At 60.9% G+C, this 17,419-nt stretch carries 16 protein-coding genes; 6 read left to right on the top strand and 10 right to left on the bottom strand.

Features of this window, described 5'->3' with window-relative positions:
* Positions 1 to 13: 13 nt before the first annotated feature.
* Positions 14 to 268, top strand: coding sequence for an acyl-CoA-binding protein (locus tag AC1DZ5_RS10470; protein ID WP_477888725.1), 255 nt, complete (start codon positions 14 to 16; stop codon positions 266 to 268).
* A gap of 60 nt (positions 269 to 328) precedes the next feature.
* On the opposite strand, the gene AC1DZ5_RS10465 is transcribed toward AC1DZ5_RS10470, so the two are convergent.
* Positions 329 to 655 carry a polyhydroxyalkanoic acid system family protein gene (locus tag AC1DZ5_RS10465; RefSeq protein ID WP_477888724.1) on the bottom strand — a complete coding sequence of 109 codons (327 nt, stop codon included), beginning with the start codon at positions 653 to 655 and terminating at the stop codon, positions 329 to 331.
* Between the two features lie 74 nt (positions 656 to 729).
* Between AC1DZ5_RS10465 and AC1DZ5_RS10460 the strand changes: the two genes are divergently transcribed.
* A complete protein-coding gene (locus tag AC1DZ5_RS10460; protein WP_477888723.1) occupies positions 730 to 1,065 on the top strand; it encodes a DUF1840 domain-containing protein in 336 nt (111 codons plus the stop codon).
* Positions 1,066 to 1,104: 39 nt separating this feature from the next.
* Here the strand turns inward: AC1DZ5_RS10460 and AC1DZ5_RS10455 are convergent, their stop codons facing one another.
* From AC1DZ5_RS10455 to AC1DZ5_RS10420, 8 genes are all read right to left on the bottom strand, one after another.
* A complete protein-coding gene (locus AC1DZ5_RS10455; RefSeq protein ID WP_477888722.1) occupies positions 1,105 to 2,076 on the bottom strand; it encodes a tripartite tricarboxylate transporter substrate-binding protein in 972 nt (323 codons plus the stop codon).
* 82 nt (positions 2,077 to 2,158) lie between these two features.
* Positions 2,159 to 3,412 carry a phenylacetate--CoA ligase family protein gene (locus tag AC1DZ5_RS10450; protein WP_477888720.1) on the bottom strand — a complete coding sequence of 418 codons (1,254 nt, stop codon included), beginning with the start codon at positions 3,410 to 3,412 and terminating at the stop codon, positions 2,159 to 2,161.
* Between the two features lie 11 nt (positions 3,413 to 3,423).
* Positions 3,424 to 4,236, bottom strand: coding sequence for an ABC transporter ATP-binding protein (locus AC1DZ5_RS10445; RefSeq protein ID WP_477888718.1), 813 nt, complete (start codon positions 4,234 to 4,236; stop codon positions 3,424 to 3,426).
* Positions 4,237 to 4,370: 134 nt separating this feature from the next.
* The gene (locus AC1DZ5_RS10440; protein ID WP_477888716.1) at positions 4,371 to 5,699 is read right to left on the bottom strand and encodes an ABC transporter substrate-binding protein; all 1,329 of its coding nucleotides are present in this window, start codon (positions 5,697 to 5,699) and stop codon (positions 4,371 to 4,373) included.
* 62 nt (positions 5,700 to 5,761) lie between these two features.
* Positions 5,762 to 6,838, bottom strand: coding sequence for a branched-chain amino acid ABC transporter permease (locus tag AC1DZ5_RS10435; RefSeq protein WP_477888714.1), 1,077 nt, complete (start codon positions 6,836 to 6,838; stop codon positions 5,762 to 5,764).
* Between the two features lie 26 nt (positions 6,839 to 6,864).
* Entirely contained in the window at positions 6,865 to 7,794 is a 930-nt protein-coding gene (locus AC1DZ5_RS10430; RefSeq protein WP_477888712.1) for a branched-chain amino acid ABC transporter permease, read from the bottom strand.
* A 12-nt stretch (positions 7,795 to 7,806) separates the two neighbouring features.
* Entirely contained in the window at positions 7,807 to 8,589 is a 783-nt protein-coding gene (locus AC1DZ5_RS10425; protein WP_477888710.1) for an ABC transporter ATP-binding protein, read from the bottom strand.
* A complete protein-coding gene (locus AC1DZ5_RS10420) occupies positions 8,586 to 10,538 on the bottom strand; it encodes an AMP-dependent synthetase/ligase (RefSeq protein WP_477888708.1) in 1,953 nt (650 codons plus the stop codon). The genes AC1DZ5_RS10425 and AC1DZ5_RS10420 overlap by 4 nt, the downstream gene beginning before the upstream one ends.
* 161 nt (positions 10,539 to 10,699) lie before the next feature.
* Between AC1DZ5_RS10420 and AC1DZ5_RS10415 the strand changes: the two genes are divergently transcribed.
* The 3 genes from AC1DZ5_RS10415 to AC1DZ5_RS10405 all read left to right on the top strand — a co-directional run bounded on the left by AC1DZ5_RS10415 (position 10,700) and on the right by AC1DZ5_RS10405 (position 14,022).
* On the top strand, positions 10,700 to 11,425 hold the full coding sequence (locus AC1DZ5_RS10415) for a Crp/Fnr family transcriptional regulator (RefSeq protein ID WP_477888706.1): 726 nt from the start codon (positions 10,700 to 10,702) through the stop codon (positions 11,423 to 11,425).
* Between the two features lie 1,042 nt (positions 11,426 to 12,467).
* Complete coding sequence (locus AC1DZ5_RS10410; RefSeq protein WP_477888704.1) at positions 12,468 to 12,941, top strand: DUF695 domain-containing protein; 474 nt, start codon at positions 12,468 to 12,470, stop codon at positions 12,939 to 12,941.
* 550 nt (positions 12,942 to 13,491) lie between these two features.
* Positions 13,492 to 14,022 carry a metal-dependent hydrolase gene (locus tag AC1DZ5_RS10405; RefSeq protein WP_477888702.1) on the top strand — a complete coding sequence of 177 codons (531 nt, stop codon included), beginning with the start codon at positions 13,492 to 13,494 and terminating at the stop codon, positions 14,020 to 14,022.
* 390 nt (positions 14,023 to 14,412) lie between these two features.
* Here AC1DZ5_RS10405 and AC1DZ5_RS10400 read toward each other — a convergent pair whose 3' ends face one another.
* On the bottom strand, positions 14,413 to 15,675 hold the full coding sequence (locus tag AC1DZ5_RS10400) for a protein kinase domain-containing protein (RefSeq protein ID WP_477888700.1): 1,263 nt from the start codon (positions 15,673 to 15,675) through the stop codon (positions 14,413 to 14,415).
* A 162-nt stretch (positions 15,676 to 15,837) separates the two neighbouring features.
* Between AC1DZ5_RS10400 and AC1DZ5_RS10395 the strand changes: the two genes are divergently transcribed.
* Positions 15,838 to 17,409: an EAL domain-containing protein gene (locus AC1DZ5_RS10395; RefSeq protein ID WP_477888698.1), complete on the top strand. Its 1,572-nt coding sequence runs from the start codon at positions 15,838 to 15,840 to the stop codon at positions 17,407 to 17,409.
* The last annotated feature ends 10 nt before the right edge of the window (positions 17,410 to 17,419 follow it).

Here is a 17,419-nt window from a genome sequence, read left to right as displayed (position 1 = left end):
ACCGGAGAACACCATGGCCGACCTGCAAGCCACTTTCGAAGCCGCTGTAGCCAATTCCAAAAACCTCAGCGAGCGCCCTGACAACGGCACCCTGCTGAAGATCTACGCGCTCTACAAGCAAGCCACCGCCGGCGACAACGCCGAGAAGAAGCCCGGCTTTGCCGACATGGTGGGCCGCGCCAAGTGGGACGCCTGGAATGGCTTCAAGGGCACGGCCAATGCCGATGCGATGCAACAGTACATCGACCTCATCGAGTCTTTGAGCTAAATCAGCCCCTAGCCCCCCGTAAACGCTGCGCGAGCAGCTATCAAAAAAGTAGCGTTTACGCTACTTTTTTTTCGCCGGCGCTTTGGCCTTGGCAGCTTTTGGAGCCAGCAACTGGTCCAGGTTCTTGACGATCTCGGCCTCGATCTTGTCCTTGAACGCGCCCAACAAGAACCCCAGCTTGGCGTTCAACTCAAAGCGGTCGGCCGTCACCTGCAGCGTGCCGTTCACGCCCGAGCGCTTGAAGCCCACCTCGTCCTCGGTCTTGCCTTCGGCATAAGTGCAATCCATGCCGAACTCCTCCTCGACCTGCTCGGCCCATGTGAAGGCAATCTTGCGCGCTGCGGCCAGGCCCAACGCATGTTCACGAACGATATGAAGGTCAGCCACGGTGGTACTCCTCGGGGTCGGTATGCTGTTGGGGTTCGCTGTTCATTGCATCATAAAACCACGGCACCCACACCATGCTCTACAAATTCAAATCCAAAGCCACCAGCGACGTCATCATGCTGGAGCCCAATGGCCGCCAGATTCTGCAGATCTGGGGCAAGTTTGAAGAAGGCGCACCGGCCAAGGGAATCCTGCTGCCCGAGGAAATGCCCGCCGCCAAAGCCGCGCTGGAGGCCGCCATCGCCACCGAAGAAGCCCAGCGCGCTCAAACCGCGATGGAGGCGCAAGACCGCGGCGACGAGACCCACACCGCCACCGGCGGCGTATCGCTGCGCCAGCGCGCCGCACCACTGCTGGACATGCTGCAGCGCAGCGCCAAAGCCCAAAAAGAAATCGTCTGGGGAGCCTAAGCCCGCCAGACGATTCAGGGTGCAGCAGACGCCTGGATGTCAGTCGGCGTACACGCCCGCAGCCTTGATGATGGGGCTCCATTTGGCGATTTCTGCGGCCACAAACTTCTTGTGCTCGGCCGGCTCCACGCGCTTGTCGGTCACCACCACAGCGCCCAGAGCCTCTTCCTTCTTCAGAAAGTCGGCATCCTTCAGCGCCACCTTGAGCGCCGCATTCACTTTGGCCAGTACATCGGAAGGTGTGCCAGCCGGCGCATACAGGCCGTGCCAGATGGTGACTTCAAAACCCTTCAAGCCAGACTCCTGCAACGTGGGGAGGTCCTTCAGCGCGGGGGTGGTCAAGCGCTTGGGCGTGGTCACCGCGTAGGCAACAACCTTCTTGCCTTCAATCTGCTGCGTAGTATTGGTAGTTTGGTCACACATCAGGTCGATCTGGCCGCCGATCAAATCGGTCATGGCCGGCGCGGTGCCTTTGTAGGGCACCGTGGTCATGTCGGTGGCCACCGCGTTCTGGAACAGCAGACCGCACAGGTGCGAGGCAGAGCCAATGCCTGCGTTGCCCAGGTTGATCTTGCCCTTGTTCTGGGCAATCCAGCCGGTCAGGTCCTTGAAACTCTTGGCCGGGTGGTCGGCCTTGCCGATCAGGGTCATGGGCACTTCGTTGATCAAGCCCAGATACTCAAAATCGCTGTCCACCTTGAACGGCATGTTGCGCACCAGCGTGGGCATAGTGGCCATGGCAATGTGGTTGAGCAGCAGGGTGTAACCGTCTGGAGCTGCCTTGGCCACCTTGTTGGAGCCGATGGAGCTGCCGGCGCCAGCCGAGTTGTCCACAATGATGCTCACGCCGCCCAGGGGCTTGCGCAGCGCCTCTGCCAGGTCACGCGCCACGCGGTCGGTGGGGCCACCGGCGGCAAACGGCACCACGATGGTGATGGGCTTGGAGGGGTAGGTCTGGGCATGGGCGCACACGGCCAAGGCGGCCGCAGCAACGACAAGTAGTTTTTTCATGGTCAAGCTCCAGTTAAAGATTACAAAGTCTAGCCCGGCTTTGGGGACCAGGCATGGCGGAAACTACTTAGCCCCCAGTTTTTTAACGGTAGCTGCGCGCGTCCTCGATCACCTTGCCGTCGTTGGGCAGTGCGCCCGGTGCCACCAACTGCACATCGCCTCGCAGCTTGGTCACATCGCGGATGGCCTCGCCCACGCGGCCGGCCAAGCCGTCGGGCTGGCCCGGCACCTCCACCAGCAGGGTCATGGCGTCGTTGGCCATCTCGCCACTCACCACCAGGCGCACGCGCCCCACCTCGGAAAAGCGCTTGGCAATCTCGTCCACCTGCTTGGGGTGCACAAACATGCCGCGCACCTTGGTGGTCTGGTCGGCCCGGCCCATCCAGCCCTTGATCCGGGTGTTGGTACGGCCTGTGGGGCACGGCCCCGCCAGCACGGCCGACAGATCCCCGGTGCCAAAGCGCACCAGCGGGTAGCCGGCGCTCAGCGTGGTGACCACCACCTCGCCCACCTCTCCCTCTGCCACCGGGTCGCCGGTGCCGGGGCGCACGATTTCGACAATCACGCCCTCGTCCAACACCAGGCCCTCACGCGCTGTGGTCTCGTAAGCAATCAGCCCCAGGTCGGCCGTGGCGTAGCACTGGTAGCCGTCTACGCCCCGCACCAGAAACCAGTCGCGCAGACTCGGCGGAAATGCCTCACCGCCAAACATGGCCTTGGTCACGCTGGGAATGGTCACGCCCATCTCGGTGGCCTTTTCCAGAATGATTTTCAAAAAACTGGGAGTTCCGATGTAGCCCGCAGGTTGCAGCTCGCGCATGGCCTGCACCTGCTGCTCGGTCTGGCCGGTGCCACCGGGGAACACGGTGCAGCCCAGTGCATGGGCACCGGTTTCCATCATCGAGCCCGCCGGCACAAAGTGGTAGCTGAAGCTGTTGTGGATCAGCTCACCGGGCCGAAAGCCCGCCGCATAAATGGCGCGCGCCATGCGCCAGTAGTCCTTGCCTGTGCCCTCGGGCTCGTAGATCGGGCCCGGGCTGGCAAATACGCGCGGCATGGCCGCACCAAATGCCAGCGCACTGAAGCCACCAAACACGCTGCCGCCCTCAGCACGCGTGGCCTGCTGCAGCGCCTGCAGCTCGGACTTGCGCGTCACCGGCAGCATGGCCAGCGCGGCACGGTCTACCACCTGGGTGGCGTCCACGCCATCCAGAATACGGGCAAAGGCCGGAGCCTGGCGCTGGGCATAGGCCACCTGGGCCGGCAGCGCCTCCATGAGCGCGGCCTCGCGGGCGTCGGGGGAACGGGTTTCCAGAGCATCGTAGGTCGTGGTCATGGTGATGCTCCTTACGCCAACCAACGCTTGCGGCGCTTGTAGCTTTTGACATCTTTAAAGCTCTTGCGCTCGCCGCCACCCACGCCTAAGTAGAACTCTTTCACGTCCTCATTGGTCCGCAGGTCCTCCGCTGCGCCGTCCATCACCACGCGGCCGCTTTCCATGATGTAGCCATAGTCTGCGTACTTGAGCGCCATATTGGTGTTCTGCTCGGCCAGCAAAAAGGTGACGCGCTCTTTGGTGTTCAGGTCTTTCACGATCTCGAACACCTCTTCCACAATCTGCGGTGCCAGCCCCATGGACGGTTCGTCCAGCAACACCATGCTGGGATTGGCCATGAGTGCGCGGCCGATGGCGCACATCTGCTGCTCGCCGCCTGAGGTGTATGCGGCCTGGCTGGCACGCCGGGTTTTGAGGCGCGGAAAGTAGGTGTAGACCTTCTCCAGGTTCGCCGCCACCTCGGCCTTGCTCTTGCGGGTGTAGCCGCCGGTCAGCAGGTTTTCTTCAATCGTCAGGTGGGCAAAGCAGTGCCGCCCCTCCATCACCTGCACCACGCCGCGCTGCACCAGGTCGGCCGGGCTCAGGTTTTCGATGCGCTCACCACGCAGCTCGATGCTGCCTTTGGTGACCGCGCCGCGCTCACCGGCCAGCAGATTAGAGACCGCACGCAACGTGGTGGTCTTGCCCGCGCCATTTCCGCCCAAGATGGCCACGATGCCACCCTCGGGCACCTGCAGCGACACGCCCTTGAGCACCAGAATGACGTGGTTGTAAATGACCTCGATGCCATTCACGTTGAGAACAATGTTTTGAGGTTCACTCATGACCATACTTTCTTTGCAATCCCTGCAGGCAGGCCGGGAGGCGGGGTTCTCTGTGCAGCGAAATCAAGGAGGAGGCCGCAGGCCGGGGGACATTCGCGGAGCAGAGTGCCCCGCTTCCCGGCCTGCTACCTCACTCAAGACTGGCAATCCGCCGGTGTGCGCGGTGTCAGCTTCTTCTCGGTGGCGTACTTGGCGGCTGTGCTCTTGACCAGGGGCTTGATGATTTGCTCATCGCCCTGCAGCCAGTCGGAGGTGAACTGCCACTTGCTGCCATCCCAGGTGTGGATGCGGGCCCACGAGGCGCCCATGTGGTCGGCACACGAGGTGCTGATGGGCCGCATCACGCCAGCAAAGCCCAGGGCATCCAGCTTGGGCTGGGTCAGGTTCAGGTTTTCCAGGCCCCAGCGCACTTGCTCGCCCGACATGACCTTGCCCTTGCCATAGCGCTCTTGTGCTGCACGAATGCCTTCCACGCCCAGCATGGCGCTCATGGCACCGCGCATGTACAGCACCTGGCCCACTTCTTCTTTGGGTCCGGTACCCTGGCCCTTGTCATGCACCATGGACATCACGTCTTTGACCAGCTTGGACTGCGGCTCGGCGCCGTGCTGCATGGTCACTGCGTTGTAGCCCTTGGCGCCTTCGGCCACGTCTTTCACGTCGGGCTCAGCACCGGCCCACCACACGCCGTACATCTTTTCGCGCGGGTAACCCGTGGCTTGCGCTTCCTTGATGGCGGTGCTGTTCATGATGCCCCAGCCCCACAGCACCACGTAGTCAGGTCGGTTCTGGCGCACCTGCAGCCAGGTGGCTTTTTGCTCCACGCCGGGCGCCGTCACGGGCAGCAGCGTGAGCGTGAAGCCGTGCATGGCCGCGCGCTCTTGCAGCAGCGGAATGGGCTCTTTTCCAAACGGGCTGTCGTGGTAAACCAGCGAAATCTTCTTGCCCTTGAGCTTGTCAAAGCCGCCTTCCTTTTTGGCGATGGCCTGCATGATGGCGTCGGCCGCCACCCAGTAGGTGCCGGCGATGGGGAAGTTCCACTTGAACACCGAGCCGTCCGCGCTCTCGCTGCGGCCGTAGCCCACGGTCACCACCGAGATCTTGTCGGCCGGGGCCTTCTCGGTAATGGCAAATGTGGCGCCGGTAGACAGGGGCTGTACAAACGATGCCCCCTTGCTCTTCAGGCGTTCGTAGCACTCCACGCTACGCGCGGTGTCGTAGCCGGTTTCGCATTCTTCAAAGGACAGCTTCACGCCGTTGACGCCGCCGCGCGCATTCACCAGCTTGAGGTAGTCCACATAGCCGTTGGCCCATGGCACACCGTTGGGCGCGTAAGGCCCGGTGCGGTAGGACAGCACCGGGATGAACTGCTCTTTGGACTGGGCCTGGGCATTGCCCGCCAGCAAGACAGTGGCACCGGCGGCCACGATGGCGCTTGCAAGTACAAGTTTAGAAAGCTTCATTTGTCTCTCCTGTAATTAAATGGTTGAAGCACGGGGAAAACACGGCACCTGACCCGCCCCTCTCAGTGGGGGAAAGGCCACAAACGCAATTTCTGTTTACCGATGGACCAGAGCTTGGCCAGGCCATGCGGCTCCACGATGAGGAACCAGACGATGAGCCCGCCAAACACCATGAGCTCGGCATGCGAGACACCGGCGGTGGAAATGTTGATGCCCACGCTACCTGCCAGCGCAGGTAGGAACTGGCTCAGAAAGATAGGCAGCACCACGATGAAGGCCGCGCCAAAGAAGCTGCCCATGATGGAACCCATGCCGCCGATGATGACCATGAACAGCAGCTTGAACGACTGGTCCACCGAGAAGGCCGCAGGCTCCCAGGCACCCAGGTAAATAAAGCCCCACAAGGCACCAGCCACGCCCACGATGAAGGAGCTGACCGCAAACGCGCTCAGCTTGGCGTACATGGGGCGAATGCCGATGACGGCAGCGGCCACGTCCATGTCGCGAATCGCCATCCACTCGCGGCCCACGGCGCCGCGCACCAGGTTTTTGGCCAGCAGCGCAATGACTGCCAAGAGCGAGAGACAAAACAGGTACTTGGCCACCGGGCTTTCCAGCGAGAAGCCAAACACCTGCAGGTTGGACACCGACACCGAGCCCGACGGTGAGTTGTTGGTGAACCATTGGATGCGCAAAAACATCCAGTCCGCAAAAAACTGCGCGGCCAGTGTGGCCACCGCCAAGTACAGGCCCTTGACCCGCAAGCTGGGCAAACCAAACACCATGCCAAACAGCATGGAGCTCACACCGCCCAGCAGCAGCGCCACCAGCAGCGGCATGCCCTCAATGCGCACAAAGAAGTTGTAGGCCGCGTAGGCCCCCACTGCCATGAAGGCGCCCGAGCCCAGTGAAATTTGTCCGCAGAAGCCCACCAAAATGTTCACACCCACCGCCGCCAGCGAGAAGATCAAGAAGGGAATCAGGATGGCGCGGAATAGGTAGTCGCTGGCCCCCATGGGCACTGCCACAAACGCCACCAGCAGCAGCGCCAGCATGAACCAGCGGTCTTGCGCGATAGGCAGGATCTGCTGGTCCGCGCGGTAGGTGGTTTTGAATTGGCCGTTTTCTCTGTAGAACATGGTTGTCTCTTATCGTTGTAACGGTCTCAAACGCGGTCGATGATTTTTTCGCCGAACAGGCCCTGCGGCCGGATCAGCAAGAAGCCCAGCGCCAGCACATAGGCAAACCAGATCTCGATACCGCCACCCACAAACGGGCCCAGGTAGACCTCGGACAGCTTCTCGCCCACCCCAATAATCAGCCCGCCCACAATGGCGCCGGGCACCGACGTGAGGCCACCCAGGATGACGACCGGCAGCGCACGTAGCGCCACCGTGGTCAGCGAAAACTGCACGCCCAGCTTGCTGCCCCAGATCATTCCGGCCACCAGCGCCACCACGCCGGCCACGCACCAGACGATGACCCAGATGCGGTTCAGCGGAATGCCAATGGATTGGGCGGCCTGGTGGTCGTCGGCCACGGCGCGCAGCGCGCGGCCCGTGGCGGTCTTCTGGAAGAACACGCTGAGCAGCGCCACCAGTGCGGCGGCGATCAGTGCGGCGTACAGGTCTTCTTTGTTGATCAGGATGCCGCCTTCAAACGTGCTCTCCAAAATCATCACCGGGTCTTTGGGCATGCCGATGTCGATCTTGTAGATGCTGCTGCCAAACAGGGTCTGGCCCAGGCCTTCCATGAAGTAGGTGATGCCCAGGGTGGCCATCAAGAGCGTGGTGCCTTCCTGGTTCACCAGGTGGCGCAGCACCAGGCGCTCGATGATCCAGGCCACCACAAACATCACCACGCCCGCACCACCAAAAGCCAGTACATTGGCGGCGATGGGGTTGGCAATGCCGAGGTACAGCGGAATCCATTCCGCAAAACGCGCCATGGCCAGGGCCGCAAACAGCACCATGGCGCCCTGCGCAAAGTTGAACACGCCAGACGCCTTGAAGATCAGCACAAAGCCCAGCGCTACGAGGGAATACAGCATGCCCGCCATGAGCCCGCCGAGTAAGGTTTCGAGAAAGAAAGCCATGGTGAGAAATCCTTAGTGGCTGGTGCCGAGGTAGGCGCTGATGACGTCGGGGTTGTTGCGCACCTCGTCGGGCGTGCCATCGCCAATCTTCTTGCCATAGTCCAGCACCACCACGCGGTCGCTGATGTCCATCACCACGCCCATGTCGTGCTCGATCAACACCACCGTGGTGCCAAACTCGTCGTTCACGTCCAGCACAAAGCGGCACATATCCTGCTTCTCTTCCACGTTCATGCCGGCCATGGGTTCGTCCAGCAGCAGCACCTGCGGCTCCATGGCCAGGGCGCGGCCCAGGTCCACCCGCTTTTGCAGGCCGTAGGGCAGCTGGCCCACCGGTGTTTTGCGGAAGGCCTGGATTTCCAGAAAGTCGATGATGCGTTCCACCGCCTCGCGGTGCTGGATCTCTTCACGCTCCGCCGGGCCAATGCGCAGTGCCTGCAGCAGGATGTTGCTTTTGATCTTCAGGTTGCGGCCGGACATGATGTTGTCCAGCACGCTCATGCCCTTGAAAAGCGCCAGGTTCTGGAAGGTGCGCGCCACACCCATGCTGGCCACCTGGTGGCTGTTCATGTGCTTGAAGGTCTGGCCGCGGAAGGTGATGGCACCGTCTTGCGGCGCGTACACGCCGTTGATGCAGTTCAGCATCGAACTCTTGCCCGCGCCGTTGGGGCCGATGATGGCGCGGATCTCATGCTCGCGCACATTGAAGCTGATGTCGGTCAGCGCCTTCACGCCACCAAAACGCAGCGAGATGTTGTTCACGTCCAGAATGACGTCGCCTATTTTCTTGCTCATGCCGCTGCCTTCACGGGTGCGAATGTTTTTGCGTCGTCAATGCGCAGCGTGGCGCTCACGCTGCCGGTGCGCCCGTCTTCAAACTTGACCTGGGTTTCAATGAACTGGCTGGTCTTTCCGCTGTACAGCGCGTCCACCAGCACGTCGTATTTGTCGGCAATGAAGCCGCGGCGCACCTTGTTGGTCCGCGTCAGTTCACCGTCGTCGGCGTCCAGCTCCTTGTGCAGCACCAGAAAGCGGCTCACCTGGCTACCGGCCAAGAGTGCGTCGGCACTCAGGTCGGCGTTCACCTTTTCCACACATTCCTTGATGAGCTGGTAGACCTCGGGCTTTTGCGCCAAGTCGGTGTAGCCCGCATAGGGCAGGTTGCGGCGCTCGGCCCAGTTGCCCACGGCGTCAAAGTCGATATTGATGAGCACGCACACCTGGTCGCGGCCATCGCCATAGGCCACCACCTCTTTGATGTGCTGGAAGAACTTCAGCTTGTTCTCCACATACTTGGGCGCAAACATGGCGGCGTCAAACGCGCCGCCTTTGATGCGGCCCACGTCTTTCACGCGGTCGATGATCTTCAGGTGGCCCTGCGCGTCGATGAAGCCCGCATCGCTGGAGTGGTACCAGCCGTCGGCCGTCAGCACCTCAGCAGTGGCGGCCGGGTTCTTGTAGTACGCGGTGAACAGGCCGGGCGACTTGATCAAGATCTCGCCGTTGTCCGCCACCTTGATCTCCACGCCCTCGCAGGGCACGCCCACGGTGTCGGCGCGGGCCTGGTTGTCGGGCTGCAGGCACACAAACACGGCAGTCTCGGTAGAGCCGTAAAGCTGCTTGAGGTTGATGCCGATGGAACGGTAGAAGGTGAACAGGTCCGGGCCAATGGCCTCACCCGCGGTGTAGGCCACACGCACGCGACTAAAGCCCAACGTGTTGCGCAGCGGGCCATAGACCAGCACATTGCCCAGCGCATACAGCGCACGGTCGGTGGCCGACACGGGCAGGCCGTCCATCAGCGCGGGACCCACCTTTTTGGCCACGCCCATGAAGTAATGGAACATGCCGCGCTTGAGGGCACCCGCGTCTTCCATGCGGATCATCACGCTGGTCAGCAGGCCTTCAAAAATGCGCGGCGGCGCAAAGTAGTAGGTGGGGCCAATCTCTTTCAGGTCTATGGTGGCGGTGGCGCTGCTTTCGGGGCAGTTCACCACATAGCCGCAAGACAGCCACTGCGCGTAACTGAAGATGTTTTGCCCAATCCAGGCCGGTGGCAAATAGGCCAGCACCTCTTCATCGCCCGTCAGCCGGTCGAACTCGGCACCGGCACGGGCGCGGTTCAGCAGCGAATCATGCGTGTGCACCACGCCCTTGGGGTTGCCCGTGGTGCCAGAGGTGAAGAACATCGCCGCCACATCGGTGTGCGCGATCTTGGCAATCTCGCTCTTGAAGAAATTCGGTTGCGCGGCGGCAAAGGTGCGGCCACTGTCCTGCAGTGCGTCCAACGCCTCCAAGCCAGGCTCGTCGTAGTGGCGCAGGCCGCGCGGGTCATCAAAGTAGATGTGGGCCAGCTGCGGGCATTGGGTGCGCACTTCCAGCAGCTTGTCCACCTGCTCCTGGTCTTCGGCAAAGGCAAAGCGCACGTCGGCATTGTTGATGGGGAACACGCATTCGGGCGCGGCCGCGTCCTGGTACAGCGGAATCGGCACGGCGCCCAGACTTTGCGCGGCCAGCATGGTGGCGTACAACCGGGGGCGGTTGGCGCCCACCACCACCATGTGGTCGTCGCGCCGCAGCCCGGCCTGGTGCAAGCCCGCGGCAATCTGTTCCACCATCTGCGCCAGGCCCGACCAGGTCAGCGCCTGCCAGATGCCGTATTCCTTTTCACGCATGGCTGGCGCCTGCGGGCGCTGGCTGGCGTGCTGCAGCAGCAATTGCGGAAATGTCGTGTGCGTACCCATTGCGTGTCACCTCGTTATGGCCGGTCGCCTGTGCGGCGCGGGCTTGGTATGGGCCGAATGGTAGGACCGAGTTTGACGCCAAGTTGTCGTTTGGACGACAATTTGCACATTTCTCGGTAGGTGTTTTCCCTTCACTTATTGGCAACTTACAAGGCCCGCCCATGACCCCCGATGCCAGCCTGCACCAGCGCCGCCGCCCCCTTACCGAGGGCGAGCTGGCCGCCATTCCGTGGCTGCAAGTGCTGCTGCCCGACGAGCGCCAGCGCGCCGTGGACGACCTGCGCATTGCCGAGGCCGCACCGGGCGAATACCTGTGCCGCATGGGCCGCCCGGTGACGTATTGGTTTGGCGTGGTGGACGGCCTGCTGAAGATGAGCGCCGACAACGCCGAGGGCCAGACCATGACCTTCACCGGCGTGCCACCGGGTGGCTGGTTTGGCGAAGGCACAGCGCTGAAGCGCGAGACCTACCGCTACAACATCCAGGCGCTGCGCAAGAGCCTGGTGGCGGGCCTGCATGTGGACACCTTCCACTGGCTGCTGGACCACTCCATCGGCTTCAACCGCTTTGTGATGAACCAGTTGAACGAGCGTCTGGGCCAGTTCATCGCCGCCCGCGAGATCGACCGCATGACCAACCCCGACATCCGCGTGGCGCGCAGCCTGGCCTCGTTGTTCAACCCCGTGCTGTACCCCGGCGTGGGCGAGGTGCTGCGCATCACCCAGCAGGAGCTGGCCTACTTGGTGGGCCTGTCACGCCAGCGTGTGAACGAGGCGCTGAACGCGCTGGAGGCGCAAGCCTTCATTCGTGTGGAATACGGCGGGCTGCGGGTGCTGGACCTGCAGGCGCTGCGGTCGCGGGTGTTTACGCGTCAAATCACTGCCTAGCCCTTGTAGATATTGCGCCAGTAGCTATTATTTTTGTAGTGGCTTGGTTGGGTGGCGGCGGGTTTTGCGCTACTGGGCGGGCGGCCCGGGTATCCGTTCTCTGGCCTTGCTCGCGGGTGGCTGTTTTTGGTTTGCTTGCTTTGTGTCGTGAAGGAGTGGGTTGGTGCGCTGGCTCTGTGGCAACCGCGAATGAGGGCCTGCGAACGGACACCCGGACCACCTACCCAAGTGACGTGTTTGCGGCGGAAGCCGACGTTCACAAAATCACCCGATTGGGGGATGTTCAAGCTGGTTCCGAAACGTAAAAATCGTGAATCAGTGACTCACTCCAATCCTTACAAAGAGCGGGGTTTGTCGGATTTTTATACATGTAAAAACGCACATGAGTTTTACTGAAATTGTTACTGCCAGCGGCTTTCCAGCGCAATTTACGCCTAGCTTATCCCGCAGCCGCCAGAATATCCCGCAGGGTTTGCGGCAGACATTACGTTGGGCGTCATGAGCACAGCAGCGTACGCAACCAGCAAAGTCGTTCACGCCGCTTTGAAACGGCGACTGAGTCCTTGGTTTCTCGGAAACGGGTGGAAGAAGAGGGCAGGCCATTCCTGTGCGTTCGTTAGACCCGGCGCGTCCGGCTTCTGGTGCCTGTGGATTCAAGTCAGTTCATGGGGCAGCCGGTTCTCTGGCAGTAGTTTCACTCTCAACCTGGTGCAGCAGGCAACCGCAGAGGTCGACCTGTCTGCCGGGGAAAGAGTCCTCGGCAGTTTGAGCGAGGTCGATAGAGCGATTGGCTTCGATATTGCCCAAAGGCTTGCCGCGCTAGTACCCATGCCACCGCCATCAGATCCTGTCTATGAGTGGGCTAGACAGCCCGGGTATCAAGGCGAGCACTGGCAACGCGCAATCGCTGATCTTCAGAAGGCGAATCCTGAGGCGTGGAAGCCCGGCGTTGACATTTGGTTGTCCTACTACTCCGTCGATGATCTAGAGTTATGGGTCGAGTACTTGCTGCCGCGACTGCAGCAACTACTGCGCTTGAGCAATGACGCCCAACGCCAACGTTAGCCATCAGGAGATGGATGAAATGCAAAGCACAGAAAAGTCGGATTGGACGCTCACCTTTACAGAGGAAGACGATGGTTTGAAATCCTGGCAGGTTCGGGACGAAATCCCCAGTGGTTTGACTACCACGGACTTCTCAAGATCCATCGTCATTGAATGGGAGTACGCTGACCAAGGGCCACCCGAAAAGAGCGTGAGAGAACAACTACAGGAGTTTGGGGAGCTACTCGATAGACTGGACAATTTCCAGTGCAACAGCATACTTGTTCACGTTATTAAAGGGGGTGGTGTTTCGGAGTGGTGCTACTACGCGAAAAGCTATGAAAAATTCATGCTTGACTTAAATGATGCACTCTCTGGTCAACCTCGCTATCCAATCAAAATTCTGCATGACGATGACCCAACTTGGAAGTACTGGCGAGGAATTAGGGAGTGCATCGAGATTGATGGCTAACAAGTTGCTCGTCGCGGACTCGCAGCAGCAGGTTGCCGCTTCGCGGCGCATGCTGCGCGCCTTACAGCGCCAACGTTAACAGCCGCTTCGGAGCGTAGCAAATGACCGCAGTCAGTCTGCAGGCGCCTAGGTTTCGGCGCGATAGACTGCGGAATCGATTAATTTTCGTTATAGCTCATATGAATTGGCTCCTCCTTTCTGCCGCCATAGTCTTCGCCTGGCTTGCCTACGACGCGTGGAAAATCGCAGTGCCTGCAGCAGACGTGCCCTATTCAGTCACAGCAAAAGTGTTGGGACAAAGCGTCGACGGCATATCCTTGCAAGAGCAAGAAAGGCGGAAGAATTGGAATTCTCGCTATGGCCTAGGAGATCTAAGTCAGACAGTTTGGCTCTGGACCATCCTTGCGCTAGTGTGCGCCGTTGGCTCCATCGTAGGATTTTTCGCATGAACCGCATTACCTGGTTGCTCGGCACGGATGGGCAATCACAGAAGGCCGCTTCGCGGCAAATGTTGCCCGCCGGGCAGCGCCAACGTTAAGCCGCATTCAATATGCCCACGATCCTCTCTCATCCAGCCGTTCCACTTGGATTGGCTATTGCACTGGGTCCTGCCAACGTGAGTAGTCGGCTACTTGCAGCTGGTGTGTTCGCTTCGGTCATTCCGGACTTGGATGTGCTCGGGTTTCGCCTTGGCATCGCCTACTCCCACGAGCTTGGACACCGAGGCTTCACCCATTCGTTGGCTTTTGCCGTTGCGCTCGCAATGGTGGCCGTGGTCTTCGCCAATCGCCTGAGGTCACGACAACTACATGCATTTGCATTCGTCTTCGTCGCCTGCACATCCCACGGCTTGCTCGATATGCTCACAACTGGTGGACATGGAATTGCACTGTTTTGGCCGTTCTCTGAAGAGCGCTTCTTTTGGCCGGTACAGGTCATCGAGGTTTCCACGCTAAACCTACGCCGCTTCGTCGGTGAAGCAGGGTTGGCCGTACTTGCCTCCGAGCTCCGCTGGGTCTGGTTGCCGGCGGCAGGCGTCGCAGCTTTGGGCTACGCAGTTAGGCGGCGAAATGCGGCTTAACGGATTGCTAGTCGCGAACGCGCAGCAGCAGGTTGCCTCTTCGCAGCGCTTGCAGCGTGCCGGACGGCGCCAACACTAACGACTGCTTCGGAGCGCAGCGAATGTCCACAGTCAGTCTGAAACTTGCAAGTACCTGCACTTCCACTCAAGGCAGGTGGTGAGGCCCGCGGGCGCAGGCTCGATTCGCGGTTGCCACAGAACAGGCTCACCCACCACATCGTTAACGCAGCCCCGCAAGCGAACCCAAAAAGTCAGCCCGCGAGCTGAGCCGGAGAACGCGGGCCACGCCGACTGCCTTGCGCGAGGTAGTCGCCTGCAACCGGAAGTTAAGAACAAAACCAGCCCCTAGCCCCCGTATCCATTGCGCCAGCAGCTACCAATTCAATAGCATTAAACCGGCTTCGCCCCATGCGGCAATGACTTGGCTTCCATCAGCCGGATGACCGTGGGCCAGCCGCTGGCGATGAAGTCGGCCAGGGCCTGGGCGCTGGGGAAGCGCTGGGTGGGGTCCTTGTGCATCATCTTGTCCAGCAGCAGCTGGAACTCGGCAAACTTGGGCTCGAAGCGCGGGATGGGGGCGTGCACATGCTTGTAAAGCAGCGCCTCCATGTGGTCGGCCACATAGGGGCGTTTGCCGGTCACCATCTCGAAAAAAATGGCGCCCAGGCTGTAGATGTCACTGGCCGGGCTGACCGGGCGGCCGCTGGCCTGCTCGGGGCTCAGGTAGTAGGGCGAGCCGACGATGTCGCCCTGCTGCGTTTTCTCCAGCTCGTCGCCCATGTGCTTGGCCACGCCAAAGTCGATCAGCGCCACGCTGCCGTCGGCGCGCAGCATCAGGTTGTCGGGCTTCACGTCGCGGTGCACGATGCCCAGCGCGTGGATTTGCGACAGCGCAAACGCCACCTGCAGCGCGATGGCGAGCGATTCGAACGGTGACAGCCCGGCCGCAATGCGACGCTTGATGTCGCCATGGGCGAAATACTCCATGGTGATGAAGGCGTGCTCGTCGGTAAAGCCATGGTCAAAAATGCGCGCCACGTTGGGGTGGTTGATCTGCTCCAGCAGCGCGTATTCCTGAATGAAGCGCTGCAGCAGCATGGCGTCCTGGTGCTGGCGCGTGTCCAGCAGCTTCAGCGCCACCTCCAGGCCATCGGCCTCGCGCACGGCCAGCAGCACCTCCGACATGCCGCCCGCACCCAGCCTGCGCAGGATTTTGTAGCCCTTGATGGGCGTGGGCCCTGCCTCCGGGCTGGTGTCGGGTGCGCTGGGATTGGTTTTTTCCATCGCCTGCACGCGCTTGATGCGGGCGTGCACGGCCTCCAGCACCTCGTCGCGCGTGAAGGGTTTGCCCAGGTAGTCGTCCGCACCCAGGTTCATGCCGCGGCGGCGGTCGGCTTTGTCCGAGCGCGCGGTGAGAAAAATGAAGGGAATGGCCGCCGTTTGCGGGTCGGCGCGCAGGGCTTCCAGAAAGCCGTAGCCATCCAGCTCGGGCATCATTACGTCGGACAGAATCAGGTCGGGCATCTCCTGGCGTGCCAGGGCCAGGCCCATTTCGCCATTGGCGGCCTCTACGAGTTCGAAGCCTTCCATGCGCAGCAACATGACCAGATTGCCGCGGATGCCGACCTCGTCTTCCACCACAAGGATCTTCAAACCTGCACCTCATAAAGGGGAATGGGTTAACTATATCGCTTGCACATTCCATTCGCATGCGCGGATGTAACCAAACAGGTGGCCGCCCGCCTGCGGAGCACCGCAGGGAATTTAAAATCTAGAATCGTTGAAACCACACCCGAAGGGCACTGCATGCGACCCATGAAGCTGAGACTCGCTGCTTTGTACGGTGCTGGCTTGGTGGCAGTGATGCTGCCGATCGTGGTGGCCATCGTACTGGCCGAGCACAAGAGCCTGGAGCATCAGCGGGAGCGGGCTAGCGCCATTGCGGCCGAGATTTTGAACCACGCACACAAGGTCAGCGACCAGCTGAAAGTGGTGTTCACGGAACTCGATGCTGCCCCGGCAGGCGACCCCTGCTCTGAACACAACCTGAACCTGATGCGCAAGCTGGTGATTCAGTCGAATCTGCTGCTGGACGTGGGCTACGTTGAAAACGAACACATGGTGTGCTCATCGTTTGGGCGGGACGGGTACGTCATCGGGCCACGAAGCTACGTCAGCAGTGGCGGTTACAACATTTGGACCGAGGTGGAGCACCCCCTGCTCCCTGGTTCACGCCTGGTCATTACATCGGACCCCAAAACCGGCTTTGCCGCCTTGATTCATGAGGGGACGGTGGTGGACGCAGTCCCCGACCATGACAATCTGACTTACGGTTTGCTGGGTGTGGGGCGCAAGAAAGAGCTTTTCCACAAAGGGCGGTTCAACCCGGATTGGTTCCCTCGCATCGGCGACTCGTACGAGACCTCTTTCTTCGATGGCTCTCGCGTGGTCGCCTGGAAACGTTCCGAGCGGTTCGACTACGCCGCGTATGTGGCCATCCCTGGCAGCGAGATTGACGACGATTGGAAGCGCGTGCTGTGGTTCATGTTGCCTATTGGCATTGGGACCGCCATCATTTTGGCTGCGGTGGTTGCCCAGCTGGTCCGCTTGCAGGGTGCCATACCTGCCGCGCTGCGCCACGCTTTGAAACACAAGGAATTGTTTCTGGTGTACCAGCCCATCGTGGACCTCCACTCAGGCGCATGGATCGGTGTGGAGGCGCTGCTGCGCTGGCAGAAGTCCAGCGGGGAATTTGTAAGCCCAGATGTCTTCATTCCGGTGGCAGAGCGATACCACTTTATCGAACGGGTGACCGAGCGCGTAATCGAGCTGGTGGAAGCAGACGCTGGCGAATTGCTGCGCACTTACCCCAATTTCCATGTAGCCCTGAATTTATCGGCCCAGGATTTTTGCAATCCTGCGATGGTTGAGCGCCTGCGTACGGCGGCTGCAAAAATGCAGGTACATCCTCACTGCCTGCATGTAGAGGCAACGGAGCGCGTATTCCTGCATGCGGAGCAAACGCGCAAGGCCGTCGAAGCCCTGCGTGCGCAAGGGCATTCCGTGTCCATCGACGACTTCGGCACGGGCTACTCCAGCCTGTCCTACCTGACCGAGATGGAGCTGGATTGCCTGAAGATCGACAAGTGCTTTGTCGGCACCATTGGTCAACAAGCCGTTACCAGCCATGTGATCGGGCACATCATCGAAATGGCCAAGTCACTCGGGTTGCAGATGATTGCCGAGGGCATTGAGACCCAGGAGCAGGCCGACTATTTGCGGGCCCATGGGGTGCAGTTTGGCCAGGGTTGGTTGTATGCCAGGCCCATGGGCATGAAACAACTGGCCCAAGAACTCGCACGCCAAAGGCAGCCTGAGGCAGGCTAGCGCCCTGGCG

The sequence above is a fragment of the Rhodoferax sp. P1_F3 genome (assembly GCF_056405715.1).
This window is presented reverse-complemented; position numbering and strand designations above follow the sequence as displayed.